This window comes from Desulfomonile tiedjei DSM 6799, assembly GCF_000266945.1.
Taxonomy (GTDB): Bacteria; Desulfobacterota; Desulfomonilia; order Desulfomonilales; family Desulfomonilaceae; genus Desulfomonile; species Desulfomonile tiedjei.
This window is the reverse complement of record NC_018025.1, coordinates 563,291-588,727: the sequence shown is the minus strand read 5'-3', so window position 1 is coordinate 588,727 and position 25,437 is coordinate 563,291. Positions and strand designations below refer to the sequence as shown.

22 protein-coding genes are annotated in these 25,437 nt (G+C 49.9%); 7 read left to right on the top strand and 15 right to left on the bottom strand.

Annotation, left to right across the window (positions count from 1 at the left end; translation table 11 throughout):
* Positions 1-125 precede the first annotated feature (125 nt).
* Together DESTI_RS02470 and DESTI_RS02465 are read right to left on the bottom strand one after the other, a co-directional pair.
* Entirely contained in the window at positions 126-842 is a 717-nt protein-coding gene (locus tag DESTI_RS02470) for a dienelactone hydrolase family protein (RefSeq protein WP_014808387.1), read from the bottom strand.
* Complete coding sequence (locus tag DESTI_RS02465) at positions 826-1,524, bottom strand: phosphoribosyltransferase (RefSeq protein ID WP_014808386.1); 699 nt, start codon at positions 1,522-1,524, stop codon at positions 826-828. Before DESTI_RS02465 ends, DESTI_RS02470 begins: the two co-directional genes overlap by 17 nt.
* Before the next feature lie 206 nt (positions 1,525-1,730).
* Between DESTI_RS02465 and DESTI_RS02460 the strand changes: the two genes are divergently transcribed.
* From DESTI_RS02460 to DESTI_RS02445, 5 genes are all read left to right on the top strand, one after another.
* Positions 1,731-2,444, top strand: a complete 714-nt coding sequence (locus tag DESTI_RS02460; RefSeq protein ID WP_052315986.1) for a YihY/virulence factor BrkB family protein — start codon at positions 1,731-1,733, stop codon at positions 2,442-2,444.
* Positions 2,441-2,608 (top strand): YhjD/YihY/BrkB family envelope integrity protein, encoded by a 168-nt coding sequence (locus tag DESTI_RS31555; RefSeq protein WP_157212083.1) that lies wholly within the window; start codon positions 2,441-2,443, stop codon positions 2,606-2,608. The genes DESTI_RS02460 and DESTI_RS31555 overlap by 4 nt, the downstream gene beginning before the upstream one ends.
* Positions 2,609-2,708: 100 nt before the next feature.
* The gene (locus DESTI_RS28325) at positions 2,709-4,283 is read left to right on the top strand and encodes a two-component system sensor histidine kinase NtrB (RefSeq protein ID WP_014808385.1); all 1,575 of its coding nucleotides are present in this window, start codon (positions 2,709-2,711) and stop codon (positions 4,281-4,283) included.
* A 15-nt stretch (positions 4,284-4,298) separates the two neighbouring features.
* Entirely contained in the window at positions 4,299-5,684 is a 1,386-nt protein-coding gene (locus DESTI_RS02450) for a sigma-54-dependent transcriptional regulator (RefSeq protein ID WP_014808384.1), read from the top strand.
* On the top strand, positions 5,681-6,304 hold the full coding sequence (locus tag DESTI_RS02445; protein WP_014808383.1) for an archaemetzincin family Zn-dependent metalloprotease: 624 nt from the start codon (positions 5,681-5,683) through the stop codon (positions 6,302-6,304). Before DESTI_RS02450 ends, DESTI_RS02445 begins: the two co-directional genes overlap by 4 nt.
* Here the strand turns inward: DESTI_RS02445 and DESTI_RS02440 are convergent.
* From DESTI_RS02440 to lsrF, 5 genes are all read right to left on the bottom strand, one after another.
* Complete coding sequence (locus DESTI_RS02440; protein ID WP_014808382.1) at positions 6,282-6,515, bottom strand: DUF2905 domain-containing protein; 234 nt, start codon at positions 6,513-6,515, stop codon at positions 6,282-6,284. The genes DESTI_RS02445 and DESTI_RS02440 overlap by 23 nt on opposite strands.
* A gap of 193 nt (positions 6,516-6,708) precedes the next feature.
* Positions 6,709-7,443 carry a PilZ domain-containing protein gene (locus DESTI_RS02435; protein WP_014808381.1) on the bottom strand — a complete coding sequence of 245 codons (735 nt, stop codon included), beginning with the start codon at positions 7,441-7,443 and terminating at the stop codon, positions 6,709-6,711.
* A gap of 339 nt (positions 7,444-7,782) precedes the next feature.
* Positions 7,783-8,967: a M24 family metallopeptidase gene (locus DESTI_RS02430; protein ID WP_014808380.1), complete on the bottom strand. Its 1,185-nt coding sequence runs from the start codon at positions 8,965-8,967 to the stop codon at positions 7,783-7,785.
* A gap of 45 nt (positions 8,968-9,012) precedes the next feature.
* Complete coding sequence (locus tag DESTI_RS02425) at positions 9,013-10,038, bottom strand: zinc-dependent dehydrogenase (protein WP_041285896.1); 1,026 nt, start codon at positions 10,036-10,038, stop codon at positions 9,013-9,015.
* Positions 10,039-10,435: 397 nt separating this feature from the next.
* A complete protein-coding gene (gene lsrF, locus DESTI_RS02420; RefSeq protein ID WP_014808378.1) occupies positions 10,436-11,326 on the bottom strand; it encodes a 3-hydroxy-5-phosphonooxypentane-2,4-dione thiolase in 891 nt (296 codons plus the stop codon).
* Positions 11,327-11,856: 530 nt separating this feature from the next.
* Between lsrF and DESTI_RS02415 the strand changes: the two genes are divergently transcribed.
* Positions 11,857-12,276, top strand: a complete 420-nt coding sequence (locus DESTI_RS02415) for a bacteriohemerythrin (RefSeq protein ID WP_014808377.1) — start codon at positions 11,857-11,859, stop codon at positions 12,274-12,276.
* A 51-nt stretch (positions 12,277-12,327) separates the two neighbouring features.
* Here DESTI_RS02415 and DESTI_RS02410 read toward each other — a convergent pair whose 3' ends face one another.
* From DESTI_RS02410 to DESTI_RS02380, 7 genes are all read right to left on the bottom strand, one after another.
* On the bottom strand, positions 12,328-13,485 hold the full coding sequence (locus DESTI_RS02410) for a SpoIIE family protein phosphatase (protein WP_014808376.1): 1,158 nt from the start codon (positions 13,483-13,485) through the stop codon (positions 12,328-12,330).
* Complete coding sequence (locus tag DESTI_RS02405) at positions 13,482-15,770, bottom strand: response regulator (RefSeq protein WP_014808375.1); 2,289 nt, start codon at positions 15,768-15,770, stop codon at positions 13,482-13,484. The genes DESTI_RS02410 and DESTI_RS02405 overlap by 4 nt, the downstream gene beginning before the upstream one ends.
* A 12-nt stretch (positions 15,771-15,782) precedes the next feature.
* A complete protein-coding gene (locus DESTI_RS02400) occupies positions 15,783-16,049 on the bottom strand; it encodes a (2Fe-2S) ferredoxin domain-containing protein (protein WP_083846595.1) in 267 nt (88 codons plus the stop codon).
* Between the two features lie 688 nt (positions 16,050-16,737).
* Positions 16,738-20,952, bottom strand: coding sequence for an acyl-CoA dehydratase activase (locus DESTI_RS02395; protein ID WP_169316365.1), 4,215 nt, complete (start codon positions 20,950-20,952; stop codon positions 16,738-16,740).
* A 119-nt stretch (positions 20,953-21,071) separates the two neighbouring features.
* The gene (locus DESTI_RS02390; RefSeq protein ID WP_014808372.1) at positions 21,072-21,944 is read right to left on the bottom strand and encodes a radical SAM protein; all 873 of its coding nucleotides are present in this window, start codon (positions 21,942-21,944) and stop codon (positions 21,072-21,074) included.
* Positions 21,945-21,985: 41 nt separating this feature from the next.
* A complete protein-coding gene (locus tag DESTI_RS02385) occupies positions 21,986-22,567 on the bottom strand; it encodes a hypothetical protein (protein WP_157212081.1) in 582 nt (193 codons plus the stop codon).
* A 60-nt stretch (positions 22,568-22,627) separates the two neighbouring features.
* Positions 22,628-24,274: a tetratricopeptide repeat protein gene (locus DESTI_RS02380; RefSeq protein WP_014808370.1), complete on the bottom strand. Its 1,647-nt coding sequence runs from the start codon at positions 24,272-24,274 to the stop codon at positions 22,628-22,630.
* A 133-nt stretch (positions 24,275-24,407) separates the two neighbouring features.
* Here DESTI_RS02380 and DESTI_RS02375 point away from each other — a divergent pair, with 133 nt between their 5' ends.
* A complete protein-coding gene (locus tag DESTI_RS02375; protein ID WP_041285895.1) occupies positions 24,408-24,704 on the top strand; it encodes an SEC-C metal-binding domain-containing protein in 297 nt (98 codons plus the stop codon).
* 18 nt (positions 24,705-24,722) lie between these two features.
* Here DESTI_RS02375 and DESTI_RS02370 read toward each other — a convergent pair whose 3' ends face one another.
* Complete coding sequence (locus DESTI_RS02370) at positions 24,723-25,286, bottom strand: hypothetical protein (RefSeq protein WP_014808369.1); 564 nt, start codon at positions 25,284-25,286, stop codon at positions 24,723-24,725.
* Between the last annotated feature and the right edge of the window lie 151 nt (positions 25,287-25,437).

Here is a 25,437-nt window from a genome sequence, read left to right as displayed (position 1 = left end):
TTGAATCGGAGCCTGCAATCTGATTCTCACGGCTAAGTTGACGGCACAGCAGATTGCATGTCCCTGTCTTGGTATTTCCACAACAGGCACGATAACTGATTTTGCTTCTTGTTCATCTCAGAGTATCAAAGAGACTGTTGCTCCGAATGAAAGTCGCACGAGCGTTCATTCGCAGGATATGATTCATCACGATTCAGGTGAATGGAAAACCATTCTGCAGCCAGTGAAGCAACTGTTTCGAGGGCTCCGGGTTCTTCGAACAGGTGCGATGCTCCCGGAACAATTTCCAGGCGCTTTTTCGTTTGAAGCTGGTTATACGCGGTTTCGTTCAGTTGCAAAACTGTACGATCGTTGCCTCCCACAACGAACAGCGTAGGCGCTCTCACTTCAGACAGCACATGCAGTGCCATATCAGGCCGTCCACCACGTGAAACCACGGCACAGACATTCCTGGGGCGTTCTGCCGCAGCAATGAGAGCGGCCGCTGCGCCCGTGCTCGATCCGAAGCATCCTATGCGGAGTTTGTCGGTTTCCGAGTAAGAGACGAGCCAGTCAATAATCTTGATCAGGCGCTTTGCCAGTAAATCGATATCGAATCGATATTGTCTTGTAAGAAAGTCAATTTTTTCTTCAGATTCCGTAAGAAGATCGATAAGAAGTGTTCCCATGCCCTGGTCGAAGAGTGTTCGGGCAACCGATCTATTCCGGGTACTCAGCCTTCCGCTTCCGCTTCCATGTGCAAAAACCACCACGCCTTGAGCTTCATCCGGAATGTTCAAATTTGCTTCAAGTACGTGAGGTCCGGCCGGGACACGAATGGTTTTCTCAGAAAACGTGCTCATAGCTTGTTCCTTTTTCCGTTTCCGCATGACGAGACCGCATAAATCGCATCTCTGCCCGGGAGAGAAGTTCTCGGACCTCGTCATCGTCGGTTTGAGAAAAATCGACGTACCACGTGCCCACTGATTCGTACGGTTCAGGCTGAGTCAAGCATACAAGTTCATCGACCTCACCCTCGATTTTCCGGCACACATCCCGTGGCCCTGTCGGAACCGCTACGATCAACGAGGCAGGGCTTAGGGTTTTCAGCGCCGCAATTGCAGCTCGCATGCTTGCACCTGTTGCCAAGCCGTCATCCACGAGTATTACTTTCTTGCCCTTGACAGCGAGTGGTTCTCGTTCCCCCCGATATGCTTTCTCTCTCCGGGTGAGTTCCATTAACTCGCGTTGCGCCACCTGTTCCAGGCGTGACTCGTCAATGCCAAATGCCTCCACGACGTTGCGATTGACGATGAGAGTTCCCCTGGAAGCAATGGCACCCATGGCTAATTCTTCATGAGTTGGAACCCCCAGCTTCCTTACAACAAATACGTCAAGCGACGCGTTTAGAGCCTCGGCAATTTCATAAGCTACGGGAACACCGCCTCGCGGCAGTGCCAACACCACCAGATCCGCTTGGTTCGCATACTGGACCAAAGCTTTAGCAAGTTGCTTACCGGCATCTATTCTATCTTTGAAGATCATGATGTGCTCCAGAAATTGACTCTTTCGTCCACTTCATCGGCAGTCGGCGCTCTTCCATATATTAGTAATGAACCAGGAACGTTGCTTCGCATCTATCAAGCGGATGGAAGTCCTGACTTTCACAAAACTTACAGCCCTGCTACACTGAGTTGGAACTGAGCGGCAAATTCCTGCCGGTTGTCCGAGTCGACCGAAGTGAGCGTGCGGTGTCTAAATTCCGTTTTGTGCTGAGTGAAATATGGGCTGTCCTTGTCGAAACGTTTGAGCATTGGAGCCACGATAATGCAATGAGAATGGCTGCGGCACTTGCGTTTTATACGACCTTTTCCGTAGGTCCCGTGCTCTTGTTCGGCCTCTGGATCGCAGGGTTATTCGTAGGCGCCGCAACGGCGAAATCGGAGCTAACGCATCAAATCCAACGAATGATCAGCCCGGATTCTGCAGATTACCTGTTTGCTGTGCTGGACAGTTTCTGGGGAGAATTAAAAGGAAATCGGCTCCCGATAATCGGCTTCGGAGCCGCATTATTATCTGCGACAGCGGTTTTTGTGGAACTACAGAGTTCGCTCAACAACATTTGGGGGGTGCACAGCAAGGGAGGGTTTCGCATCCTTTACGAACGAGCGGTTTCCTTTATTTTCGTGGTAAGTTTTGGCGTTCTTCTGATCTTTTCGATAACGGCATCGGCGGTACTTGCCGGGGCGAATGCTATTCTCGAAGGATTAGTTCATATTCCCGCGTACCTGATCGAAGGTCTTAACGTGCTGGTCACATTTGCCGTGATTCCGGCACTTCTTGCACTTACCTATAAGCTGGTCCCCGAAACACCCATCGCGTGGAAAGACGTATGGCTTGGTTCGGCTGTGGCCACGCTGCTCTTTCTTGTGGGCAAATTCGCTTTTGGGATGTACCGCGAATGAGCGTGATTCTCTCCGTGTACGGGGCGGCAGGATCGCTCGTGGTTCTTATTCTTTGGGTGTACTATTCCGCTCAAGTGTTTTTTTTCGGGGCAGAGCTTACGAAAGTGTACGCAATGCGTTATGGTTCGAGAAAGGAGAGTAAGCAATCCGTCGAACCTGTTTAGTAGTATTCTTTGCGGTCGCTTCTTCTCACTTACTCATTAACCTTCTTTGTAAGAAAACCTTTTTTTGCTAGAATTAATCAGCATCGCGGATGGTGCACACATGAATCAAGACGGCCGATCCCAGAAGCGTAATGCAGAGGCTTCGCGGAAAAGACACCTTAGAGCCCTGGTCGTGGTGGATACTCCCCTTCCGTCTCTTATCAGTGAAACAATCGATTCCCTGAAAACTCTCGGCTACAAACTGAAACTTGCGGGGATTATCATACTTGCCTACGACGAGACCACTGCCAGGCTCACGAAAAAGGCGTGCAGAGTCCCTCTTTATACGGATTACCGGATTGCCATGGAAGAATGCAGTCCGGAAATCATCGTTCTCACGTCCGACAACAGAAGATTTCACCGGGAATTACTGAATACAGTACCAGAAGAAGTACAGATCATGGGACCGTTTGATGTGGAAGCTCTGCGAGCCCTCAAGAGAGTTTCGGGACAACTTGGAACCACCCAGACCAAGCTGCGCAATGTGGAATTGATCAAAGAGGTGCTCATGGCAGGTTCCGGCGTGAGTATCCTGGTTATTGATGAAGATTTTCGCGTGCTTGATATCAACAATGCCATTCTAAGTCGGACGAAAATGTCGAAGAAAGGGTGTTTGGGCCGTCCGTGCCACTGGGTAATTCACCGTCGAATGGAACCATGCGAGATTGCCGGCTGTCCTGCTTCACAAGTTTTCCTTACCGGCCACTCCACTCATTTGGTCAGAGAAGAACGAAGAGAACATCGCAACCGTTATTTTACAATCAGTGCCTATCCTCTGGGTTTGGATGAATCAGGCAAGAAATGTGTTCTGATGGTCTGGAAAGATGTGACCAGAGGTTTTGCTCCGGTTCTCGACCGCCAGGCGCGGTCCATGAAGCATGATTTCTCCCAAATCCTGCACCATGATAAAATGGCGGCTCTCGGCAAACTCGCTGCTGCGGCTGTGCATGATATCAATAACCCCATTCAGGGAATTCTCACCTTTTCCAAGCTGATGAAATCGTCCCTGGATTCCGGCAACCTGGATGCAAAACAGATTGACAAGTTTCGTATGTACCTGGATCTCATAGCAGGGGAATCCGCGCGATGCGGAGATATCATGCGAAGTCTCCTGTCTTTTGCCCGTCTTGGAACTCTGGAGAAAACACCGGTGCACTTAAATTCAGTGCTGGATGAGGTCGAGCTTTTGGTGGGCAATCGTATGGAGCTTCAGGGCATATCATTTCATAAGGATCTGAGCGAAGACCTTCCACCTTTGCGGGGAGATCGTAATCAAGTGAAGCAGGCAATTCTCAATCTGGTGCTGAATTCCGTGGAAGCGATGCCGAGGGGAGGTTCTATTACCGTTCAAGCTTACTATAAACCGGATGCGGACGGCGTACAGATTAGAATCAGCGACACGGGATCGGGTATTCCGAAAAGCTTGCAGGAAAATCTTTTCGAACCTTTTGTCACGACAAAAGAATTCGGAAAAGGAACGGGTTTGGGATTGAGCGTGGTATACGGGATCGTTATCCAGCACGAAGGCACTATCGAGCTCCAGAAGGATGCGGATGAGGGCGCTACTTTCGTGATAACTCTCCCCGTTTTCAGAAGATCGATTCCGAAGAACAAACTTCCGCAATGCTCTGAATAAGGGAGGCGATGTTCCATGAGCCGAAGACACAGATTCATGGTGGTTGATGACGAACTGATCGTCAGAGAGTCGCTCTCGGCGTGGTTGGAACAAGAGGGCTCGGTGGTACACAAGGCGGAATCGGCAGAAGATGCTCTGAAGCTTATGGAACAGAGCTTCTATGACATTCTGTTTGTGGACATAAAGATGCCGGGAATGGGAGGCTTCGGTCTGCTCGAGAAAGTCAAGGAACTCTTTCCAACCACGCTTGTGGTGATAATTACTGCGTACGGTACTGTCGATCACGCTGTGCAGGCACTCAGACTCGGTGCAAACGATTTTCTCATCAAACCTTTCGATCCTGAGGGCTTGGGGCTGCTCGTAGCAAAGCTGCTCGAACATCGGAGATTGGTAGAAGAAACAGAGTATTTACGGGCTGAAGTGAATCGATGCAAGGGCGGATTGGATGAGATCATCGGAACATCGCCGGCCATGAGCGAACTTTTTGAAACAGTGAGCGAGGTTGCAGGAAGTGAGTCGTCTATCCTCATCCTGGGTGAGACCGGCACAGGAAAGGAGCTGATTGCCCGGGCAATTCATGCCCTGAGCAAGAGGATGGGCGGCCCTTTTGTTCCCATAAATTGCGGAGCAATTCCGGAATCACTCATTGAAAGTGAAATCTTCGGATATGAAAAAGGCTCTTTTACCGGAGCGATTCGACCGAAAAGAGGCCTCATTGAGGTTGCGGAAACCGGCACCTTGTTCCTCGATGAAGTAGGTGAGATAACGCCGAAAATGCAAGTGGACTTGCTTCGAGTCATTCAAGACAGGAAATTCTATAGAGTGGGCTCGGTGGAACCGATCAAGGCGGATTTTCGGCTGATAAGCGCAACGCACCAGGATCTCAACAAAATGATCGCCAATGGAAGTTTTCGACAGGACTTCTTCTATCGGATCAACGTGATCACGCTCCGCGTCCCTCCTCTGAGAGAGAGAAAAGAAGACATTGCGCTTCTTGCCAAGCACTTTGTGAAACGGTTTGCCATGGAAACCAATAGGAGCGTCGATTCCATAGACGAGGGTGCCGTAAAAATTCTCCAGGACTATACATGGCCGGGAAACGTACGGGAATTGGAAAACGTGATTGAACGCGCGGTGGTGACTGCTCGTAAACGCATGATCACTGCGGAGTCATTCGCGTATCTCGCACCCGAAGAGATATGCATTCCGGTCAAGGGATTTTCCAGGTCTCTTCAATCGGCGGAATCGGACCACATCGCACATGTCCTGGCGGATACCGGTTGGAATATCACTCGAGCTGCCAAGATTCTCGAGGTAGATCGAACCACGCTCCACAAGAAAATCCGCAAATACGGAATTCAACAGCAAAACTCCAAAGACGGGGCAGGCGGATCACGGTGAAAAAAAAGAAATCCCAGCCTGAACCGCAACGTGGAGGAATAATCGCGGTATTACCGTTAGGGAATGTCGGACAGGACATTCTTCGTGTTGTAGCGGACAGCCTCCAGGGATCGCTCAGGCTGCCGGTGGACCTGCTCGCAGCCATTCCCATGCCGGATGATGCATACATGGAATCCAGGAATCAGTACAATGCCATGACAATCATACGATTCATAAAGGAAAACCATACGAAGAGCATGAAAACGATCGGCATCACCGGGAAAGACCTTTGTAATCCCATATTGACGTATGTCTTCGGTGAAGCATACATGGACGGTGCAAGCGCAGTCATGTCGTATCATCGGCTGCATCAGGGACCCGGCGGAGATCCGGTTTCCAGAGAACAATTCCTGGACCGCGTGGTCAAAGTCGCGCTCCACGAGATCGGCCACACATTCGGTCTTTCCCATTGTCATACAGGACGATGCGTAATGCGGGCGTCGCATAATCTAAACGAGGTGGACGAGAAGCTCAATTATCTCTGTGATTACTGCGAACTCTTTCTCCATGAGGCCGTGGAACGAGCCCTCGTGTCAAATTCCTCCGACGAGGACGTAATCATTTCCGAAATATCCAAATGATCACATTCAGCAGTATGGTGAGAATAATACTCACCAGGATGCTCGTTCCTAAAGGAAACCTGAACGAGAATCCTGGACGGTCAATTGAAATATCCCCTGGAAGGCTGCCGAAAGGAATACCCATCTTTCCCGCAATCCAGATGATTCCTCCCACCGCGGCAAGAACAAGGCCTGAAATGATTATCCATTTGCCGATTGTACCCGGATCCATGTACTAGTACCTTATGCCAATTTGCTTTCAAAGTGAGACGAAAAATCCCCTCTTACCCCCCTTTATTAAAGGGGGAATGGGGGAGTTTTGAATGCAAATTGATATTATGTCAGTTGCCGTGGACAGCGTGTTGTGTCCTCGTAGCGATCTCTCGAGTACTTGGACAACGGATCACGTGCAAACATCGACAATTTTATGAACCAAATTTCACCGGTGTTTCGGGGGACACGTAAAAAGTGACCATCTTGCACAGTTTGCGCAATTCGGCAAAATCCTCAGGCGAAATCTCCGAAATCTCAAAGCCCGCAATGAAATCACCTGAAGCCGCGTTCTGACGAGACCATCGGCAGCGTGCCTGGAAAGCGAAGGGTTTTAGCAAGACGAACTTCTCGTGATTAATCATGAAGTGCTTGATTTCATCAGGGCGCGAAGGAATCCCTATAGTCCCCAGGCCTTTTTCCGTAAGATCGTTCACCCTCCCCCTCAACATGGGCGTTCCCATATCGAAAATGGGAAGATCGAAATCCAGATAGTACCTGCGAGACTCCCTCGCAAGGCCCGGGTCCATGACTTCCTGAAACAATAGGTCTCGCTCGGCCAGATCGGAACGCGTCAAATGGTTTCCTTCGACCAGCAGTCTTATGGAACTCGCGAGACCCTGTAAACTGAGTCCATATTTTTCCTGTAGCTTTGCTTCATCCATACCGTTTTGAATATCGCGAACCATATCGATTGCAGAGATACTTCGCATATCCGGCGCAATGAAACGTCCATCAATTTTAAAAATGAGTCCTTGCTCTTCCAAGGTTAGGAGAATATTTAATAAACTTTCCGGAGCAAGATTGTATTTATTCCTGAGAGTCTCTTCATCCACTTCCTCACGAAGATCCTCAAGAATCTGCCGGGCCAATAATGTATAATCGCGCATGAGGACTCCTTGTGCCATTTGCTGAAGTATAGCACTGCTCTCACCTCGCCAGGGAAAAAATATCCTGGAATGCAACAATTCATATGCTGTTAGTGTGTCGAGAGCAATAACTCAACTCTAAGATTATAACCAGTTGCCAAAATTAGTGACCGATTGAAGATTTAGGAATATTGGTGGGTGCCGTGCCTCCGTGCCGGCACATCTTCAACATGATCAATGATATCGATAGAATGGACCGGCAGGGACGCCGGTCCCTACCAATATCCTGGTAATTCACACGAGGGATAAATGACACAATTTTTGGCACTGACTTATAAGAGGACAAGGCCCATTGTGACCTCAACACGGCACGACTTGAATGGAATCGTCAAAATGCGTAATTCTCTTCAAACCTGAGGCTGTCACTACAAAAGTATTTTCGATCCCTGCCATTCCTTCGCCGGGGAAAATAAACTTCGGTTCAATGGCCACCACCATATTTTCCTGAAGAATGTGTGGGGATTTCCTGCCGATGACGGGAAACTCATCCAGTTCAAGGCCCACTCCATGGCCGAGAAAGGGGACAGGCGGATATCCCTGAAATCCTTCCAGGAGTTCCGCTTCTTTCGCCATTTCCAATGAAATGTCGTACAATTCCTCAGCAGCGGTACCCGGAAGGCCTCTTTTAACGACAGCTTCCTGAATGGCGATCGCAACGTTGTGAGCGCGAACGAATTTTTCAGGTGGCTCGCCCACATAGAAGGTTCTCGCTTGATCCACTATGTAACCGTCAACACTGCCGACGTAATCGATAGATACCGGCTCGTGTCTTCCGATCGGCTTTAGTCCCGCGCCTTGAGGCATGGAAGCATTAGTGCCCGGTCCGCCGGTCGGTCCCACGGAACAGCTCGGCACAGCCAAATTGCTGCCGGACATGACATGCCCGTAGAAAACTTCCTGATTAAAGCTTCTGACTCGAACGAACCCCTGATGGCCGTTTTGTCTATAGAATGCCTCCAGGTGAGCAGAAAGCTCCATCTCGGTCATGCCTTCCTTGAGAACTTCCAGGACGAACGAAAACATACGGGTGTTCAACTCCGCAGCCCGCTTCATAATTGCAAGCTCGTACGGAGATTTGACCATTCTGTTGATCTTGACGAGCGGCGACACGTCTGCGATCTCGGTTCCGGGGAAAAGGTCTTCGTAGATTCGGAAATTGTTCACCGGAAGCACGTCCAGTTCCATTCCTAATTTCTTGATTCCGTGACCGGTTCCGTTGATAGACTGCTTCAACTGCGAGAAACTCTTCACTTCCGAAATGTGCTGAAGGGGCGAATCCGCCACTGCTCTTTCAAAACTTTTTCTCACGAGGAGGAGAGGATCGCCTTCTACCGGAACAAACAAATGCGCATCCTGGCCTGTTCCGGAGTAATAGAACAAATCCGCGCGCTGGAGAATGATGGCTCCCTCGAAGCCGTTTTGCCTCATTAGGCTCTGGAGCGCTGAAATGCGAGATTCTATTTCTTCTTTCGGAGTAGAATACATATTGACCCGCTCGTTATTCTCTTGTTGAGCGTACTATTGTGCGCGTTATTCCTGAGGGCGAACAATTACCTTCATGGATTCCCGGGCTTCCGCAACAAGCCTGAATCCGTCAGCGGTTCTCGACAGGGGCAGTATATGGGTGATCATATCCTTCACGTTCACCCTGCCTGACGCTATCAACTCGATTGCAGCCAGAATATCGCGGGGAGAACCTGCATACGAAGAAGTCGTGGTGATTTCTTTGCGCCAGAGTTCGTTAAACGGTATTTCCACCTTTGCTCCCGGGTCTGAAGGGGCAAAAAACAGGATTGTTCCACCTCGATCCACGGAACGCATTCCCTGGGCAATTGCAGACGGCGCTCCGGTCGAAATAATGACCAGTTCAGCGAGACGGCCTTCATTGTGCTCCATGACCTGTTGCGGCAAATTCTCGCTCGCTGTGATGGCTATGTCAGCTCCCAATTTTATGGCCGTATTCAACCTGGATTCCGCAATGTCGACGGCTATGATGCGACTCGCCCCTGAAATCCTTGCCATCTGGATGTGCATGAGACCAGCTATGCCAGCTCCAATGACCAGGACTCTTCTTCCCGGCTGCCAACCAGCATGCTCCTGACCGCGAATTACACAAGCAAGCGGCTCGATGAACACTCCCTCATCGTACAGCATAGTATCCGGGAGACGGTATGTTCCGTTTGTAACGTTTATTGCCGGGACCCTCAGAAATTCCGCAAATCCACCGGGATCGAATGTAGTAGCGGCAAGGGTGTCGCACGTGGAATGATGACCGGAAATGCAGTAACGACACATGTTACAGGGAACGTGATGAGATACGAAAACACGATCGCCCTTCTTCCAGCCATTGACCGTGTCGCCGGTTTCCACAATTTCGCCTGCTATTTCGTGACCGAGAACCAAAGGAGCCTTGGGTAATCTGTACCATTCAAGGACATCGCTTCCACAAATCCCGCTGGACCATACTTTTACCAACAATTCGTTCGGGCCGATGACAGGCACAGGCATGTCTTCGACTCTGACGTCATTGTTGTTGTAATACATTGCTACTCGCATAACATCTCCGTGCAAAAGGATGTCCGAAACATGAATCCCGGGCATCCACCCCTTGGGCGCCACTCGACCCAACGCTCTAGAGTCCCGGAGGGACGAACCCTGAGTAGCCACGGGTGCATCCCGTGGGCAGCGCGCCATATCATAAAGGATTGGACCCTGAAAGGGGTCCAGCATTGGGTCCATCTAAGTTCAAGTTGAACGATGTTAGACCCCGCCAGGGTCTTCACCGCTTGGTTTTGTTATCTTTCTTTTCCATGGGTTACACCCATGGCTACCATTTGGATCGCCCCGCTGGGGCTCCGGCCGGCACGTCTCAGCCACACGACAGTTCAGCTAAAGGAGCAATCCGTCTTACAAGAAGGGTTTCCCCGGTTTTCTGCTTTGAAAACTCAGCGGTTTAAGAGGCTTTTCGAGCGGCTTTCTTTTCGTCTTCATAGATTTTCAGAGCGGACTCGGGTTTTTCGTTATAATGGACCACGGCCCGTACCGCTTTTATCATTCCAACCGGGCAGTCAGACTGAAAAATGTTGCGGCCCATATCCACGCCCACTGCCCCTTCGGTCACAGCATTGTACGCCATGGTGAGAGCATCCAATTCAGCAATCTTCTTTCCACCTGCCATAACAATCGGAACCGGGCATGTGCCTGTCACGCGCTCGAAGTTTTCGCAATAATACGTTTTAACGATATTGGCACCCATCTCGGCAGCCATGCGGGACGAAAGCGAAAGGTAACGAGCGTCTCTGGCCATATCGCGACCCACTGCGGTAACTGCAAGCACGGGAATTCCTGCGGCATAACCTGCATCAATGAGATCTGCAAAAGCCGCCAAAGTCTGATGCTCGTGAGGTGCCCCGATGTAGATGGAGAAAGCCATACCGCAGGCATTGAGGCGCATGCAATCTTCAGCGGAAACCGTGAGGGTCTCGTTTGACAATTCCGTGAGTACGCTCTGACCTCCGGACACTCGCAGTACGATGGGAACTTCGCATCCCGGCGGAACGGAGGTTCTCAATATTCCTCGAGTGAGCATGAGACAATCTGCATAGTCCAGAAGTGGAGCCAGAGTGTCTTCCATATTTTCCAGGCCGGAGGTGGGTCCCTGAAAATAGCCGTGATCGACAGCCAGCATGACAGTACGGCCTGTATCGGCCTTTATGATTCTGGACATCCGGTTCTTCATTCCCCAGTCCAGATGTGAACTTCCCTTCAGATGAAAATCTGCTGCTCTTCGATTTCCCGCGAGCGCTATATTGCGTGCTTCCTTGAATCCTTCCATATCAGCCATGCTGGTTTACCTCGTTTGCGAAATGAATGATGTTCCACGATGATGATCTCGGACGTGTGACGGGAGATTTCCCAATATCAGGCAGTGTGGTCTTGCTGCCGAATTGGATGATACTCTTTCGATACAGTCGAGAGTAACACCAATGCGCTTTCATGCAAGTAACATCAAGAGGCTTGTTCATTGCCGGCCCTGACAGGTCTCCGAAGCGAAGTCAGGCTGCGCCGTTCGTAGCGGAGGAGATTTGCCAGGGCCGGCTTCATCCAATGTCACTTCTTTGGACGCGCATCGGTACAACGTGTTGACGTCTCCTATGTAACAAAGCCCAGGATTGGTGTCAATCCGTAGTCAAATGTACCGAAAGCATTGACGGCTAGGATGAGAAAACGAACTGTTGCCTCTTGACTTGCTCTCTACCGTTCATTATGTTTTTCATCTTGTGTATAGTATGTAATTTGTTAGATAGCTTTAGAACTGCTTCCGAAATGTATCGGACGACGTAGTTCTGAATGCATTATGAAAGGTGAGAGACAATGGCGGATTGGATACCGTGGTCAGACGATCTTAACTGCAACATCGCTATGATAGATGAACAGCATAGAGAGTTGTTTCGACGTTTTAATGTCTTAGGAGATGCAGTCTGGGACGGCAAAGGCAAAGAAGCGGTCGGGGAACTTTTGGATTTTCTGGCAAATTATACGATTAGACATTTTGGAGACGAAGAAGCATTGATGGCTACCTATAAATATCCAGCACTCGCAGCTCACAAAAAAGCCCACGAAGATCTGGTGAATGAAGTCCAAACATTTATTCAGACGTACAAAACGCAGGAAGTTAACTCTTCGCTGATTATTTCCGTGTTGAACAAGTTAGGTGATTGGACTCGCGGACACATTCGAGGAATGGACCAGGAATATAGCCGATATTTGAAGCCGAAACTGGACAATTTGTAACATCATGTGGTTCGGCATACCTGGGAATCGGGAGAATATTGCTTTTGAGGTTCAATGGATCTCGAGTTTTACTTCCTTGCCCCTCTCGCGCAATAGATTGGTAATTGCCTGAATACTGCGGCTCTTGAATCCCATTTCCTGGGGCAAGTTGGGATTCAGGTGTGCAGGGTTGATGGCCTGACCGAGAAATATGCTTATGGAATCGGCATAGAGGAATTCCCAGGCAAGTTTGCTGGCTCCATCCCGCTTGCCGACCAATTCCTCAATGTCGGTGATATTCTCCAGTATTTCCAGAGCATGATTTACCGTATGCACTCCTTCGGTTACCAGCTCTATTCCTTCGAGTTTTCCTGTGGGCGGGATTTTGTTTGTCATGGTGGATAAGTCGACTACCACGTCCTTGCCGAGCAACTTGCCAACAATACCAGCCGTCGTTCCGCCACTCACGATCTTTCTGCCCGGCAACGAAAGGAACAGATTCACCACTGTCTCGTCTTCTTCTCGCTTTACCGGCGGACCGATCATGAAGGAGGCGAAACGCTTCGGACGAATCTTGAGCACCCCGACGGTCGTATCGTCGCCCGGACGTCCCTCGTACAGTTGTTTCGCCTGATCCACCAGGATCTGGGCTACTTTTTGAGCCGACACCTCATCGTAGACCTGAGTTTCGAGAAATTTGGCTATCTTTTCCCAATCCCAGCCAAGATTAAGCAAGCCCCCGATTCCTGCGTGAATCTCGCCATCGCTCACGGTTACTAGCCAGTCGCCTGCTTCAACGCGGACTCGGGCTTCACGAATCTTTCGTGTCCCAATTACACGGTCCCGGTATTTAAGTTCGCTCACATAACCGCGTTTGAGAAAAAAAGTAGGTGGGTTATCGAATTCGGCGAGATACACGCTGCCGTCTTCCATGACCTTAACCAGGGTGAACGTACTGTACGCGATTTTTCTCACCTTACATTCAGGAAGGGTATCCGTGAGCGTTTCCACAACCTCTTCCAGAGGCAGACCTCTTTCCATGAGCCGCATGGCTATCTTGGTGGTAAGTGTGGCCAAAATATTGGCCTTCACACCGCTTCCGAGTCCGTCAGACAAGACCATGAGCTTTCCGTGATCGATGGGAGCCACACCGAGGGAATCGCCACAGAGAATTTCGCCGTGTTTGCAGACGTGGGCACCCCCGGATTCAATGAAGAGAGCTTCGTTCATCTCGACTCTCCCTCTCCGGCGAGCTTGATCAATTCGAAGAGTGCAGCTTTGGTTTCAGCAGTGGTTTCACCGAGGAGCCCGGCGATTTCCTGGGCAACCCGCATCTGTTGATGTATCACCTGTTGTGCTTTGGAAATAGTTTCGGCTTTGAAGACGTCTGCCTGCTGGTCTTTCATGACAGTTTCCGTGATGTCGAGAAGCATCAATACCCGGAGATCCTCTTCGGGCAACTCGAAATTGTACAACTTCGCCGTCCTCCCCACTTTCTCCAATTGCAGCCATCTTGAGCTGGAATCTTCTTCATCCTTATCAAGAGGATCCACCCCGAAGAGCTGCCGAAAAGTCTTTCCCTGAATCGGTTCGTGTCCGTCAGGAGCAGCAAGTTCAATGAAAGCATTGTTGTGATACACAACACGGTGAGCTTCATCCGCCAGTGCTATTGCTACGGGCAATCGCTGGAATATGGTCTCGGCTCTTCGTTCCGCATGCTGTTTACGAGTTTTTTTGAGCATCTCCCTGGTTTGCAGAGCGGTATAGATCATCAAGAGTATTTGATGCGGACCGAATGGTTTAGGTATGTAGTCGAAGGCTCCGAGTTTTACGGTCTCGACGGCTTCTTCAGTGGCTTTGAACGAAGCGGTCATGATGACGAGCACTTCCGGCTGCCGGTATTTGATTTCCTTGAGGAGTTCCTGGCCTCCCATTTCAGGCATGTCAATGTCCGCGACCACAATGTCGAAGAACTGTTGTTCCAGGGCATTCAATGCCTCATTCACCGATCTTGTGGTCTTCACGTCGAATCCTTCACTCTCCAGGATTCGTTGACATATTTCCAAGACCTTTTCATCGGTGTCCAGCACCAGAATACGGCTGGTTGCACCTGATTCGTCCTCGGAGCTGGGAAAAATCAGGAGGGGATCCGAAATGTGTTGCATTATATGCGCCATGCCGTCAGCCATTTTTTCCAGTGAGGCAAGCTTCTTGACGCGTGCAACCTGTTCCCTTGCCTGATTGAGTTCTCCCGTTTGCTCGGCCACTTTGGAAGCAAGCTGCTTGCCCCAGTCTTCCAATTTGTTCCTTGATTCCGCGAGATTTCGGATCATGAGATTAAACGTTGCAGCTAATTCTCCGATTTCATCCCGTGCCACGACCGGCACTTCGCGGCTTAAATCCCCTTCCGCAGCGCCTCGTGCAGCATAAAGCATTTGTTCGAGAGGTCTATTGATCCATTGAACGAGATAATAGGAAATTGCAGCCATCAATAGAACGCCCAAAAACCCCACAATGAGAAACGTCGCAACAAGCTGATCTATAACCAGAGTTATGGGTTGTTCCAGAGTAGCCACCTGAATGGCACCGATTATCTTGTTTTCCCAATCCTTTACAGGTTCCGTTGCAGAAAGATACTTGGCTCCCATCTGAGATTCCCAGGTAATCTCAGACTGTCCTTTTTGTAATACTTCTTCCCGAATCCGGGGATCGGCGATGAACCCGATCACCGGAAGCCCTTCTCTGGTCTTAAGCGTGGAGCTGATTGCACGATCGTGCTGATAGATTGCTACATAGCCTAATTCTCTTCTGTTGTAGACTTCACCTCTGAACAGTCTATGAGAAATACGATCTACAATGAGATTGTTATTATTGAGTAGTGTCCCTCCGTACAACACGGCGTTCGTCTTGGAATCGATGACCAGAGGATGCGCCGCCTCCATGATCATTCCGTTTTTGGAATCGAGTTTTTGTAGAAGGGTTGGATTCTCGAGAGCGAGTCTCTGGGTGGAAACAAGCATGAGACCTGACGCTTCTTTTCCCCCCATTGCCGCAGTCAAGAGTGCATCATCGGCAATCTTTGCAGGCGTTCCCTCCTCTACAAAAGCTCTGGCGAGCAGCTTTCCGTTCGCGTCGATCACCGAAAGAAAATCCAAATCGTTTTCCACTGCAATTATGGAGAGCCGTTCTCGAAGCCCCTTCAGATCTTTCTTTTCGATCAGGTCCCGTAGTTTGTCCGATCCCGTGACGAGGCGAATCTTGAGCTCCAGGGTTTCCTGTGAACTCCTCAAGATGAAACCTGCGGTTGCCAAATCGCTGAAAAGCCTTATTCTGGCACGTTCCAGAATGGTTTCTCTGGCAAGTCTCGTTCCGATGAGACTGGTGACCAGCCCTACCAGGATCACCACTCCGAGGAATCCTCCCAGGACTTTCTTCTTCAGAGAAAAATCTTGGGCCCATCCGGTAAAATCGTTCCAGCTCTTCCAGGGTACGCGTTTTGAGGTAACGGGATCCATGAGGTCACCTTCTTATTTGCGCTTTTGGAGTATTTCCGTCTGAAATATTTGATGCGCGTCATCAACTGAACTCGCGTGAAACGGATCCTCGTCTATCAGAATGTTCACACCCTCGGTGCATTTGTCCATGCAGAAAGTGCCCTTGAGTTCCACTTCGCTATCAAGACGAGCATCCTTGATTGCTTTCTTGAAATAATCGATTATCTCGTGGGAACCTTTCAGATGGCAAGCGCTCCCCACGCAGACGGTAATCACTCGCATCAATTGAACTCCTTTCATCGGAAGCTCCACAAATGTGAGCGTTTCGAGTGGTAGCTGATTATATCCGGATCGAGGATTTCGGGTTCAGCTTACGGACAGGGAAAAATCCGATCATAGAGCTTATCGTAAAACAGAAACGATGGCAAGCGAAGTTGAGACGTGTCTGCGACCAGATGCTTGCAGAAGATTAGAAGAAGTAGGGCTATATTTAGTCTTCACATTTCGGCTCAAGCGATACAATAAGATCCGGATGGACAACGCTGATTCGCTCTATACGGACAAGCCATCAAGATAGTTCTCATTGAGGCGACAGCACGGACCTGCAGGGCAGGTCCGTGGCACCCAAAACCGCATCAATCCCGGATACAAGGGGTGCCACTGACCTGCGCAGTCAGGTCAGTGTCGTTAGCGTCTTGAATGCAAAGTCTATTATAGCGGTTATCGAAAGTCTTGACGGAATCCAATGCCTGCAATGGGAAGAATCAGTAGCGCCGGCGTCCCTGCCGGCGAGAACTTATTGATTTGTTTGGTGAATTGTTCGCCGGCACGGAGGCCGGCGCTACCAAGTGCTGGGAACTCCTCTTCACAATCCGTGATTACTTTCGAGAATCGGTATAGTCGGCACGGAGGTCGGCCGATACCCGCATATATTGCAAACGAGTGGGTTTCCGGAACACTCTGTCGAAAACGAACAGACCCGCGCCGTCTACCCTGTTTTTGCTCTAAAATGTTGCCATACCTGGTCCATAAAAGCTTCCAGTCTGGTTTTCTCATTTGTCTTTTTCAGACCGTCATAGACGAGAGTAAGCATTGGCGTATTGACATGGTTTCTGAGCGTTCGGAGCAGCGCAGTGGTAATAACCGTCCCGTAAGCACAATTCAGAGCCATAAGATTGAGAATGCCATGAGCACCGGAATCCACTTGCTGCAGGGCGGTTCCAAGAGGCGCAATTATTCCGGTGGGGAGTTTTGTGCTGGCATGGGGCGACACTTTGCGCCAGAGGTCGAGTCCCGCAAGATCTGAGGGCACTGATAAGGATCGTTTTACGATGTCCGGGCTCTTGATCCGGAACTCGAGCAGACTCAGGAGCGCAAATAAAAGACCGTTCCCTGCCGCCGATTTCGATCTGCCGCTTAGTAGGCTCCAAACCAAATTTCTCAAATATCCCAGCTTCAACGAATCGGAAAACATCGGCGGAGACCAGAGAATTCCGCCCAAAGATTCTATCTCTTTGTACACTCCATTATTCGCATACGAGACAATTCTTGTATAGTAATCACCCGTAACGGCGATTACCGGTTTCGATTCCGATTCTCTTACTGCTGACTGATAAAGCGTATTGAAAGCGTCTTCCACTCCCTGACGAACGTGTCCGTCACATAGGGCACGGAAAAGGATGTCTCTTGCAGCGAAATAATTCGCGTTCAACGCTTGGTGATCTTGTGCAAAAGGCCGAATAGCCAGGAATGCCTGTAACAGAACATCGTATGCATTCAGACCTTCCCAGAGTCTTAGGAGGATTCGTTGTTCAGCCCATCTACTGAGCCCTAATCGCGTGAGCACCTGACCGACATTTTCGATCACTTCTATCTCAAAACCGAGCTGCCGTCCGATCTTACCGATATATACCGGATATTGGCCCACCCTGCATGCATCAGGGCCGATAATGTAGAACATCGATTTTCTGGCTTCGTGCGATGGGCATCGAGCGGCCATCTTCAAGTAATCTCCGAGAATCAGGACGAACGGATGACATTCACCTCCCATAGTATGGGGCCTTCCGAGCTGTTCGGAATCTTCATCAGGAGGAGGAAGCACTTCGGCCTCTATGCCGATGGATTGAGCTGCAGCAGAAAATGCGAAGGAATGGTCGCTCATGTACGGCACGTACACTTTTTTTATCGGCGAAGTTCTCTTTTCATCCAGCCGTCCGGACAGGCATTCGATTCCCGGGTCAGGCGGTCTTCGTTTTACTGCTGTCGCGTCTTGGTCCTTTGCGGTCTTGCGGCTTACATTCCGAATGCGATCGAGAAATGCTTCAACCCGAGTTATGATTCCCGCCTTGGACGTATGTTCGTCCATTTCAAGCATTAACAGCGGTTTTCCCTTCAATGCCTGATGAATATGACGATACGTGAATGCATCCGGTCCGCACCCGAAAAAAGTCAGCAATACCGGAAAAAGCCTCGGGTCCGTTGCGATTGCCTGTGCCACCCGGACCGTTTGCCAATGATGCTTCCAGGAAACGCTTCTCTCTCCGAATTCAGGACCGAGCGGAAAGAGATCGCCCGGCAATGCCCTGATATTCAAACGATGGAAAATGTTCCCGATATTCATGTTCAGGAAGGGGTCTGAAACATGGTACGGTTTTCCCAAGAGGACGATGGCTTTTTCATCTGGCCCGAGAGATTCCAGGAATCTCTTGCCTCCATCAAATAAGCTATCGGAAAAAGATCTCTGAACATCCATTGCCGATTCAAATGCCGTTCGTGCCTTTCGTCCGGAAAACCCCAATTCCTTGGCGAATTTCGTATGCTCATGGAAAAACGAGTCAGGATCTATTCGCCCGTGGATAAAAAGCTCTTTCCAATCCACGTCGAAGCTTCCTTTGAAAAACTGGGAGGAAGCTTGAATATACGGGCAAAAATCAACCGGCCGTAGTTCTTCTTCTTGAAATCGCTCCACGAGAACCGCTGGATGAAAAATCGTTCGAGCACCCGATTCAGTCAGATTCTTGAGCTGGCCTGCCATGACTTTTATGGGCATGCACGTTTCTACGGAAAGCTTCTTTGCACCTGCTTCAAACTGGACCCTATCGATTCTCGGCGCGGGAATCAGGGTGATTCCCAATTCCCGGCAGAAGCTGTGCCAGAAAGGAAACCATTCATAGAACTGCGGATGCCTCAGCATGAACCAAGTATTGTCATTAGCAGCATTGGAGTCGTCGGTTGCGCAGAGATTCTCGAGCATTTGTACGCGAAAAGTGAAGAAATCGTCAGCCGATTGTCTACGGGAATCTAATCCAGCGGATTCCCATCGCTCACAAATGCCTCCATGAAAAACCACCTTATTGCGAAAAAGGTATTTTCCGATACGGCAGGTGTTGGAGCATCTATTACAGGAAAACGACGAAGCGCTGATTTCAGAGTCGTCCCACTTGAAAACTCGATCGCGATTCGGGACGAGTGCTTGTTGCTTGACCTGTTCCAGCAGCTTCAAAGCGGAGCCGTACGCCCCCGACACTCTGTGAAATGGAGGGACTTGAAATTCTCTACCTGTCGATTGTTCAAAAGCAGCCTTCACCGCGGACGTCGCAGCAACACCGCCAAAGAACAGGATTCGTTTTCCCAGGGTCTTGTGGCCGGCCACTCTCTCCAGATAGTTCCGTACAATGCTGACACAAACGCCTGCAGCGAGATCGTCGATAGATGCACCTGTGTTCTGATGATGAATGAGATCGGATTCCATGAACACTGTGCAACGGTTTCCCAGATCTGCCGGATTTTCAGACTTGAATGCCGCATCGGAAAAAGGATCCCCCATGGTCAAACCAAGCCGCTCCGCCTGGGCCATGAGGAAGCTTCCCGTTCCCGCGGCGCAAACCCGATTCATCTCGAAATCTTGAATATGGCCATCGGCAAGGGATATCCATTTGGAGTCCTGGCCGCCTATTTCCACCACAGCATCGGCATTCGGATCGAAAAACAGAGCAGCAGCGGCTTGGGCGGAAATTTCATTCACGATCAGATCGGCGTCCAGGAGTTTCCCTACAAGCTCTCTGCCGCTTCCGGTCACTGCAATATAGGTCGGGTACGGGGCCTCTTCCGTGAGAACCTGCACTACTTCCCTAACCGCCTGCACTGATTCTGAATGCGATAAACGATAATCCTGTTTCAGGATGCGACCTTGAGCGTCGATGACAACGCCTTTGACAGACACGGACCCGATGTCCAGTCCCAAGATGAGGGGCAATTCCGGAATATCCGACGCTGAACAATCGGCGTATTCCGCTTTGAAGGGTTTGCTTCTTCCCAATTGCGGCAAACGCCGCACAGATGAATTGACGATATATGCGTCGGCTCGTTTGCACAGTCCCGAAAGCGAGGTGGACAGACTCCCGTGATCGCGGGCTGCAAGTACGGCACAACCGAGCGCTCCCAAAACCGTGTGCATGGGAGGCACTATGATCTCCTCCGGCTGCAAACCCAACGATTCGCGAAGAGCTCGGACAACCGCTTCATTGCTCATGACGCCGCCCTGCAACGACACCGGCGGTTCCAGATGCTCCCCTTTTATCAGGCTGGCCATGTAATTTCGTGCCAACGCATAGGCCAGGCCCATGAGAATGTCCGGAAGAGGAGTACCTTCCTGAGCATGATGAATCATATCGGTTTTCGCAAAGACTGCACATCTGCCGGCTATATGGGCGGGATGGGTGCTCTTAAGCCCGATGCTGCCGAAAGATTCGATTTCGATCCCCAATCTTTGTGCCTGTTCGTCCAGAAATGCGCCCGTACCTGCAGCGCAGATTTCATTCATTCTGAAAACGAGCATGCGGGGAGTAATTCTTCCGGATATTGGCTCTATCCGCATGAACTTGGCGTCTTGTCCCCCGATTTCCACAATTGTTCTCACCCTGGGATCGATCCGATGAGTGCCTGTGGCATGAGCCGTGATTTCGTTTACTGCAGGGATTCCAAGCGCCTGGGAGAGGAGTTCTCTGCCGCTGCCGGTGACAATCGCGCAAACCGCTCCGGGATCGTTATCGCACCGGGTCATGAGCTCCTTAAGACCGCTCGTGAATGCCTGGAGAGGGCGGCCGCGAGTTCGCAAGTACACACATTCCGGCTCGTAATTGTCCCGAAGGAGAACGAGATTAAGGCTGACCGAACCACAGTCAATTCCAAGAAAATTATTCACGTCAATTCCCCCGTACATCACGTACAAGACATTTGACCTATGTCAGCGTGTCTCATGCTTTTATTGCTTTCTCTATAACGACTGTTTCATTCAGTCGTATTGTCAGTGCATTAATTTCGTTACAGTGCTCTGAGAAATTCCGGCCTCAACATATTTTTGTCTCGGGTCTGCAGCACCCGGTCTATAGCGCGTAATATCTGTTCTTTGTCTTTCGGAAGAGTCGCCTTTACGGGTAGATAGTTGGATGCGTGGTTAGACCTGAAGACACAATGCGTAAAGGAGGATTCCGAAATCATGGTTCTCAATTCTTCAATGAGATCGAAAGGATCGGGTATGTGAAATCTGCCTTCCACATACTCCTGATGAAGAGGTGTCCCGGGAACCACGATCACGCTGAGAGCCCCAACATAATCGGGGTCCATATCGGTCAGGATTCGAGCGGTTTCTCGAGCATGTTGGCGGCTGCCCTCAATCCCGCCGATTCCGAGCAACACGGTAACGGAAAGCGTTATTCCTGCGTCTTTGACTCTCCGTGCCGAAACCACGAGATCGTCGTATGTTGCGCCTTTGCAGATTTTCTCCAGGAGCGGAGCATCTCCTGTTTCAACGCCGAGATATATGATACCGAGCTTTCGCTTGCGAAGTTCCCGAAGATCGTCGAGTGACTTGCGCAATATGTTTTTCGCATTGGCATAAATTCCGATCCGTTCCAATGTCGGAAACGTTTCATTTACCGCTTCGATTATCTCCAGCAGACGTTTCTGTGGAATACACAGAGCATCTCCATCCGCCAAAAATACTCTGTCCACCGGGCCCATATGACGGGCATCTGCCAAATCCTCTTTGATTTCCTGAAGACTTCTGATGGTAAATCGTTTATCTCTATAGCTTCCGCAGAATGTACATTGATTATGATTACATCCGAGGGTAGCCTGAATAATAAGGCTTTGCGCTTCACTTGGGGGTCGATAAACAGCACCGATGTATTTCACGAGATTTCCTCTGGCAATTTTGTTGAATATCAGGAGAATTTCTACTTGTACTTGATCCTGCGAACGAATTCTTCGAACTTCGTTTTTGCAGAATCTATGATTTCTCCATCAGCACGCATGAATACATAATATACGTAGGAGTTGCCTTCCACAAGGTAGAGGACTCGATATCTCCGTACGGTTGGACCGTAAAGCACCTCTGAAGGCTTTCCGGTTTCCGGGTCTTCCAGGGTAGCCCTCGTCCAGCCTGGCGGTGGCGGTTCTTCCTTCTTCTTGGGATCGATACGTTTTCTGTACCGAACATATGACGGTTGAAAAATGACCTTATAAGCTTTTCGCCCTTCTACGGTGGAGTATTCTTCCGTATCTCCCGGCCTGATTATCTCGCCACCGGGAAAAAGCGCGGCATAGCGAATTGCCAGGTTTTCCAAAGGACGCGGTACTTCCGTCCTTCTCACCTCTATGAACACGGTATCGTCCGGATTCCCATATCGCGCGGTGGAATCGTCTTCGTACGAGAGCGGATACGGCGGTGCCTCTAGTTCAATCAAACCCCGAGTCGAGAAACAGCCTGAGAGAGAAGCGATTACGACAATCCACGAGATTATAGTCAATCTGTACACGAATGATCGCGGCATCCTGCTCATGAATTTGCAGCTATTTCCATTTTACCAATGAATCTTCTATTTGCGAATCTTCTGTAGATCCAGTCCCTCTTCAGGTTTCGGAAGCCGAATGCGGGACGAATCCAGCACCGAATCGTCTTTTTCATTTTGATTTTCAGCATAGAGCTTTAGGGTTTCGGCTCGGATCTTTCTTAAGTCTTTATTGGACGAGTTCGCCCGCAGAGCGTCGCCAAAATCATATATTGCGGATAAGAGATTCCTCTTCACTCCGGTACCGACAAATGCCATTCCGCGGAGTTGCGTAATCAGGGGATAATTCGGGTCTGATTGCAGAACATCCGTATAGTCCTGAATGGCCGGATCGTATCCTTTCGCCAGATGGCTTATGAGCCCCCTGTAGAATAAAGCTTCTATATCGTTCTTGTGAAGTTTCAGGACCGCATTGAAGTCCTGGGAAGACGTGCTCAGGAACCTCTGTCTATTTCCGGAGTCGGCATTCAGAGCAAGAGCAAGCCTCGCGAGGCCGCGATTGAAGTACAATTTCTCCATAAGCGATGTGTATAAGGCTGGTTCGTGCACGTTTCTGTAGAGTTCTTCTACCTGATTGTACTCTTTTATCGCCGGCTCCAATTCTCCTTTGGTCTGCAATGCTACGGCTTGAGCCATCTTGCTCTTGATGCAGGCGGCCATGTCCATTGAATACAGATCACGGCTTTCCATTGAGAATTTCTGACCGTGTTCGTCCGTCACGACTAGCCGAAGTCTGTAATGCGGAGCAAGAGGACCGTGAAGCAGGGGAGCTTTGAGCTTCAGGGGCTCGCCTATTTTTTCCGTGGTGCTGATATCCTCAAAAGAATGAAGCCGTTCGCTTTCTTTTTCCCGCTGAATAAGCTGTGCTTCAATCTTTTTGGGCGGAGTGTCGGATTGAAGCTTGTATTTCAGATAGAGTTCCTGATACGGGCAAATGCTTAATGCGGGTTCTGTCGCATCCACGGACGCTACCAGGAGAACGTCGGAGATCTCCACCTCAAATCCGGTAAAATCTATTTGTTCTTCAGGATTATATTTTATGACTTTGCTCAGTGGATTGAAGGAAAATTTTTTCTTCGAGGGAGACAATCTGAAAGGATTATCTGAAGGGATTTCAACGATAAACGTGCCGTTGTCTCCAGACTGAGTCTTTGAGATCAAATTCTCATCCAGATCTTTCAGTTCCAGTTCAACGCCTGCAACCGGTTTCCCGTTAGCAAGGACCGTCTTTCCTCTCATCATCATTGCTTGTCGGAAATTTATGGTCTGGCTGACTTTTTGGTCTTTCACGGCCAGAGTGACTTCTACTCTGTATTTACCGGGTTCCAGTTTCTTCTTGAGCGACAACCCGTTACCAAGAGGCTGTTGACCTTTTCCTTCCGGAAAAAGCGTCCACGTTATAATCGGGTCCTCAAAAGGCTTGTCTCCAGGCGCTTTGAGGTTTACTTGAAATGTCGTCGGTTGGTGAGACGGATACACGGTATCCTTTTTTGGGGAAACGATTTGAATTGCCTCAGGTGTCAAAGGCGTTTTGAGGCTTGCAGCGGAACCGAGGGTGAGAAGATCCTGGATTGGTTCAGGAACCTTTCTCTTGACGAGAGCTTCCGGATCGCAGCCCGTAAGACATGCCATTACAATGAAAAAGACAATTGTTCCAGCGGCTTTATTTGCCATGAAAATCCGCTCCAATGAAGAAGAGGTTCAACCCGAAATTCACAATAGCCGAGATTACCTCGTATTTCCGGACTGCGTCAAGAATTCTCTATCAGCTTGACCTCAGGAGTCCTCACCTGTTATTTCCTATGGGATGAAAAAGATCAAAAGCCCCTGGTACGGTATTGGATGGATAGCGGTTTGGACTGTTGCACTCGGGTGGTTTTTGTCATCCGGATCGTTCGACCAGCGTGAAAGCATCGGGCTGATCGCTGTGTGGGCAGTTCTCATCGGCACCACAGTGTATGTTATTTATCGATACGTGAAGGTTCACGGATGGAACTGGGTCACTGAAAAAACGCAAGCTCCTGCGAAAACAGTTTTACCGGCTCTCAATGCACCTTGTCCGTGCGGTTCCGGGAAAAAATACAAACGTTGCTGCGGGGCTTGAGACTCGACAGAAACACGCCTACCGGGTCAACCTGAAGGTGCTCTCAATGGTGGCTATGACGTGCTGTTTAGCCTGATCCTGATTCCACCCGCTTTTCATGAGACACGTAAGATACTGGCGTGCAACCATCTGCATTTCTGGTTCCGATTTTGACTGTGCAATCATCATGGGGTACATGGAACAGTCGGGTCGCTGCTCCTGTTGCGGTTGAGGTTGTCTGACATTTGCCGGCGGTCTCATTGGCGCCGGTTGCTGCGGAACATGCCTGACTTGCTGGGATGCTTCGTACGGATTCACTGGTGCGGGACTGATTTGAGGCGCGCGGCTTCCATTTTCCCGGTACGGTTGTTGTTGCATTGACGCCGGCTCCTGCGGAGCATACGGCCGTACGCTCCTGTAATCAACCTGATCGTGTTCGGGCTGCTGCCGTGAACGAGCTCTGGGAACCGCTTCAGACGATCGTGAACTGCCGTCGAACTCCGGTGCCTGAGGAACACTGTACGGAAAATCCTGACCGAAAACCGGAACGACCGTACACACCATTACCCCGCAAAAGAAAATTGCTGCAATTACTCTAACCATTTAACCCCAATCTCCCGAGAATTGGCAAGGGACTATATCACAGCCCGCGGTCGAATGTCACTTTTGTTCTCAATCGTTCTGAAATCCTTTGAGTTACTAGAGGATAACGGACTCCATCTCATTACCCATGAAAGTAATCACATGATCAGGA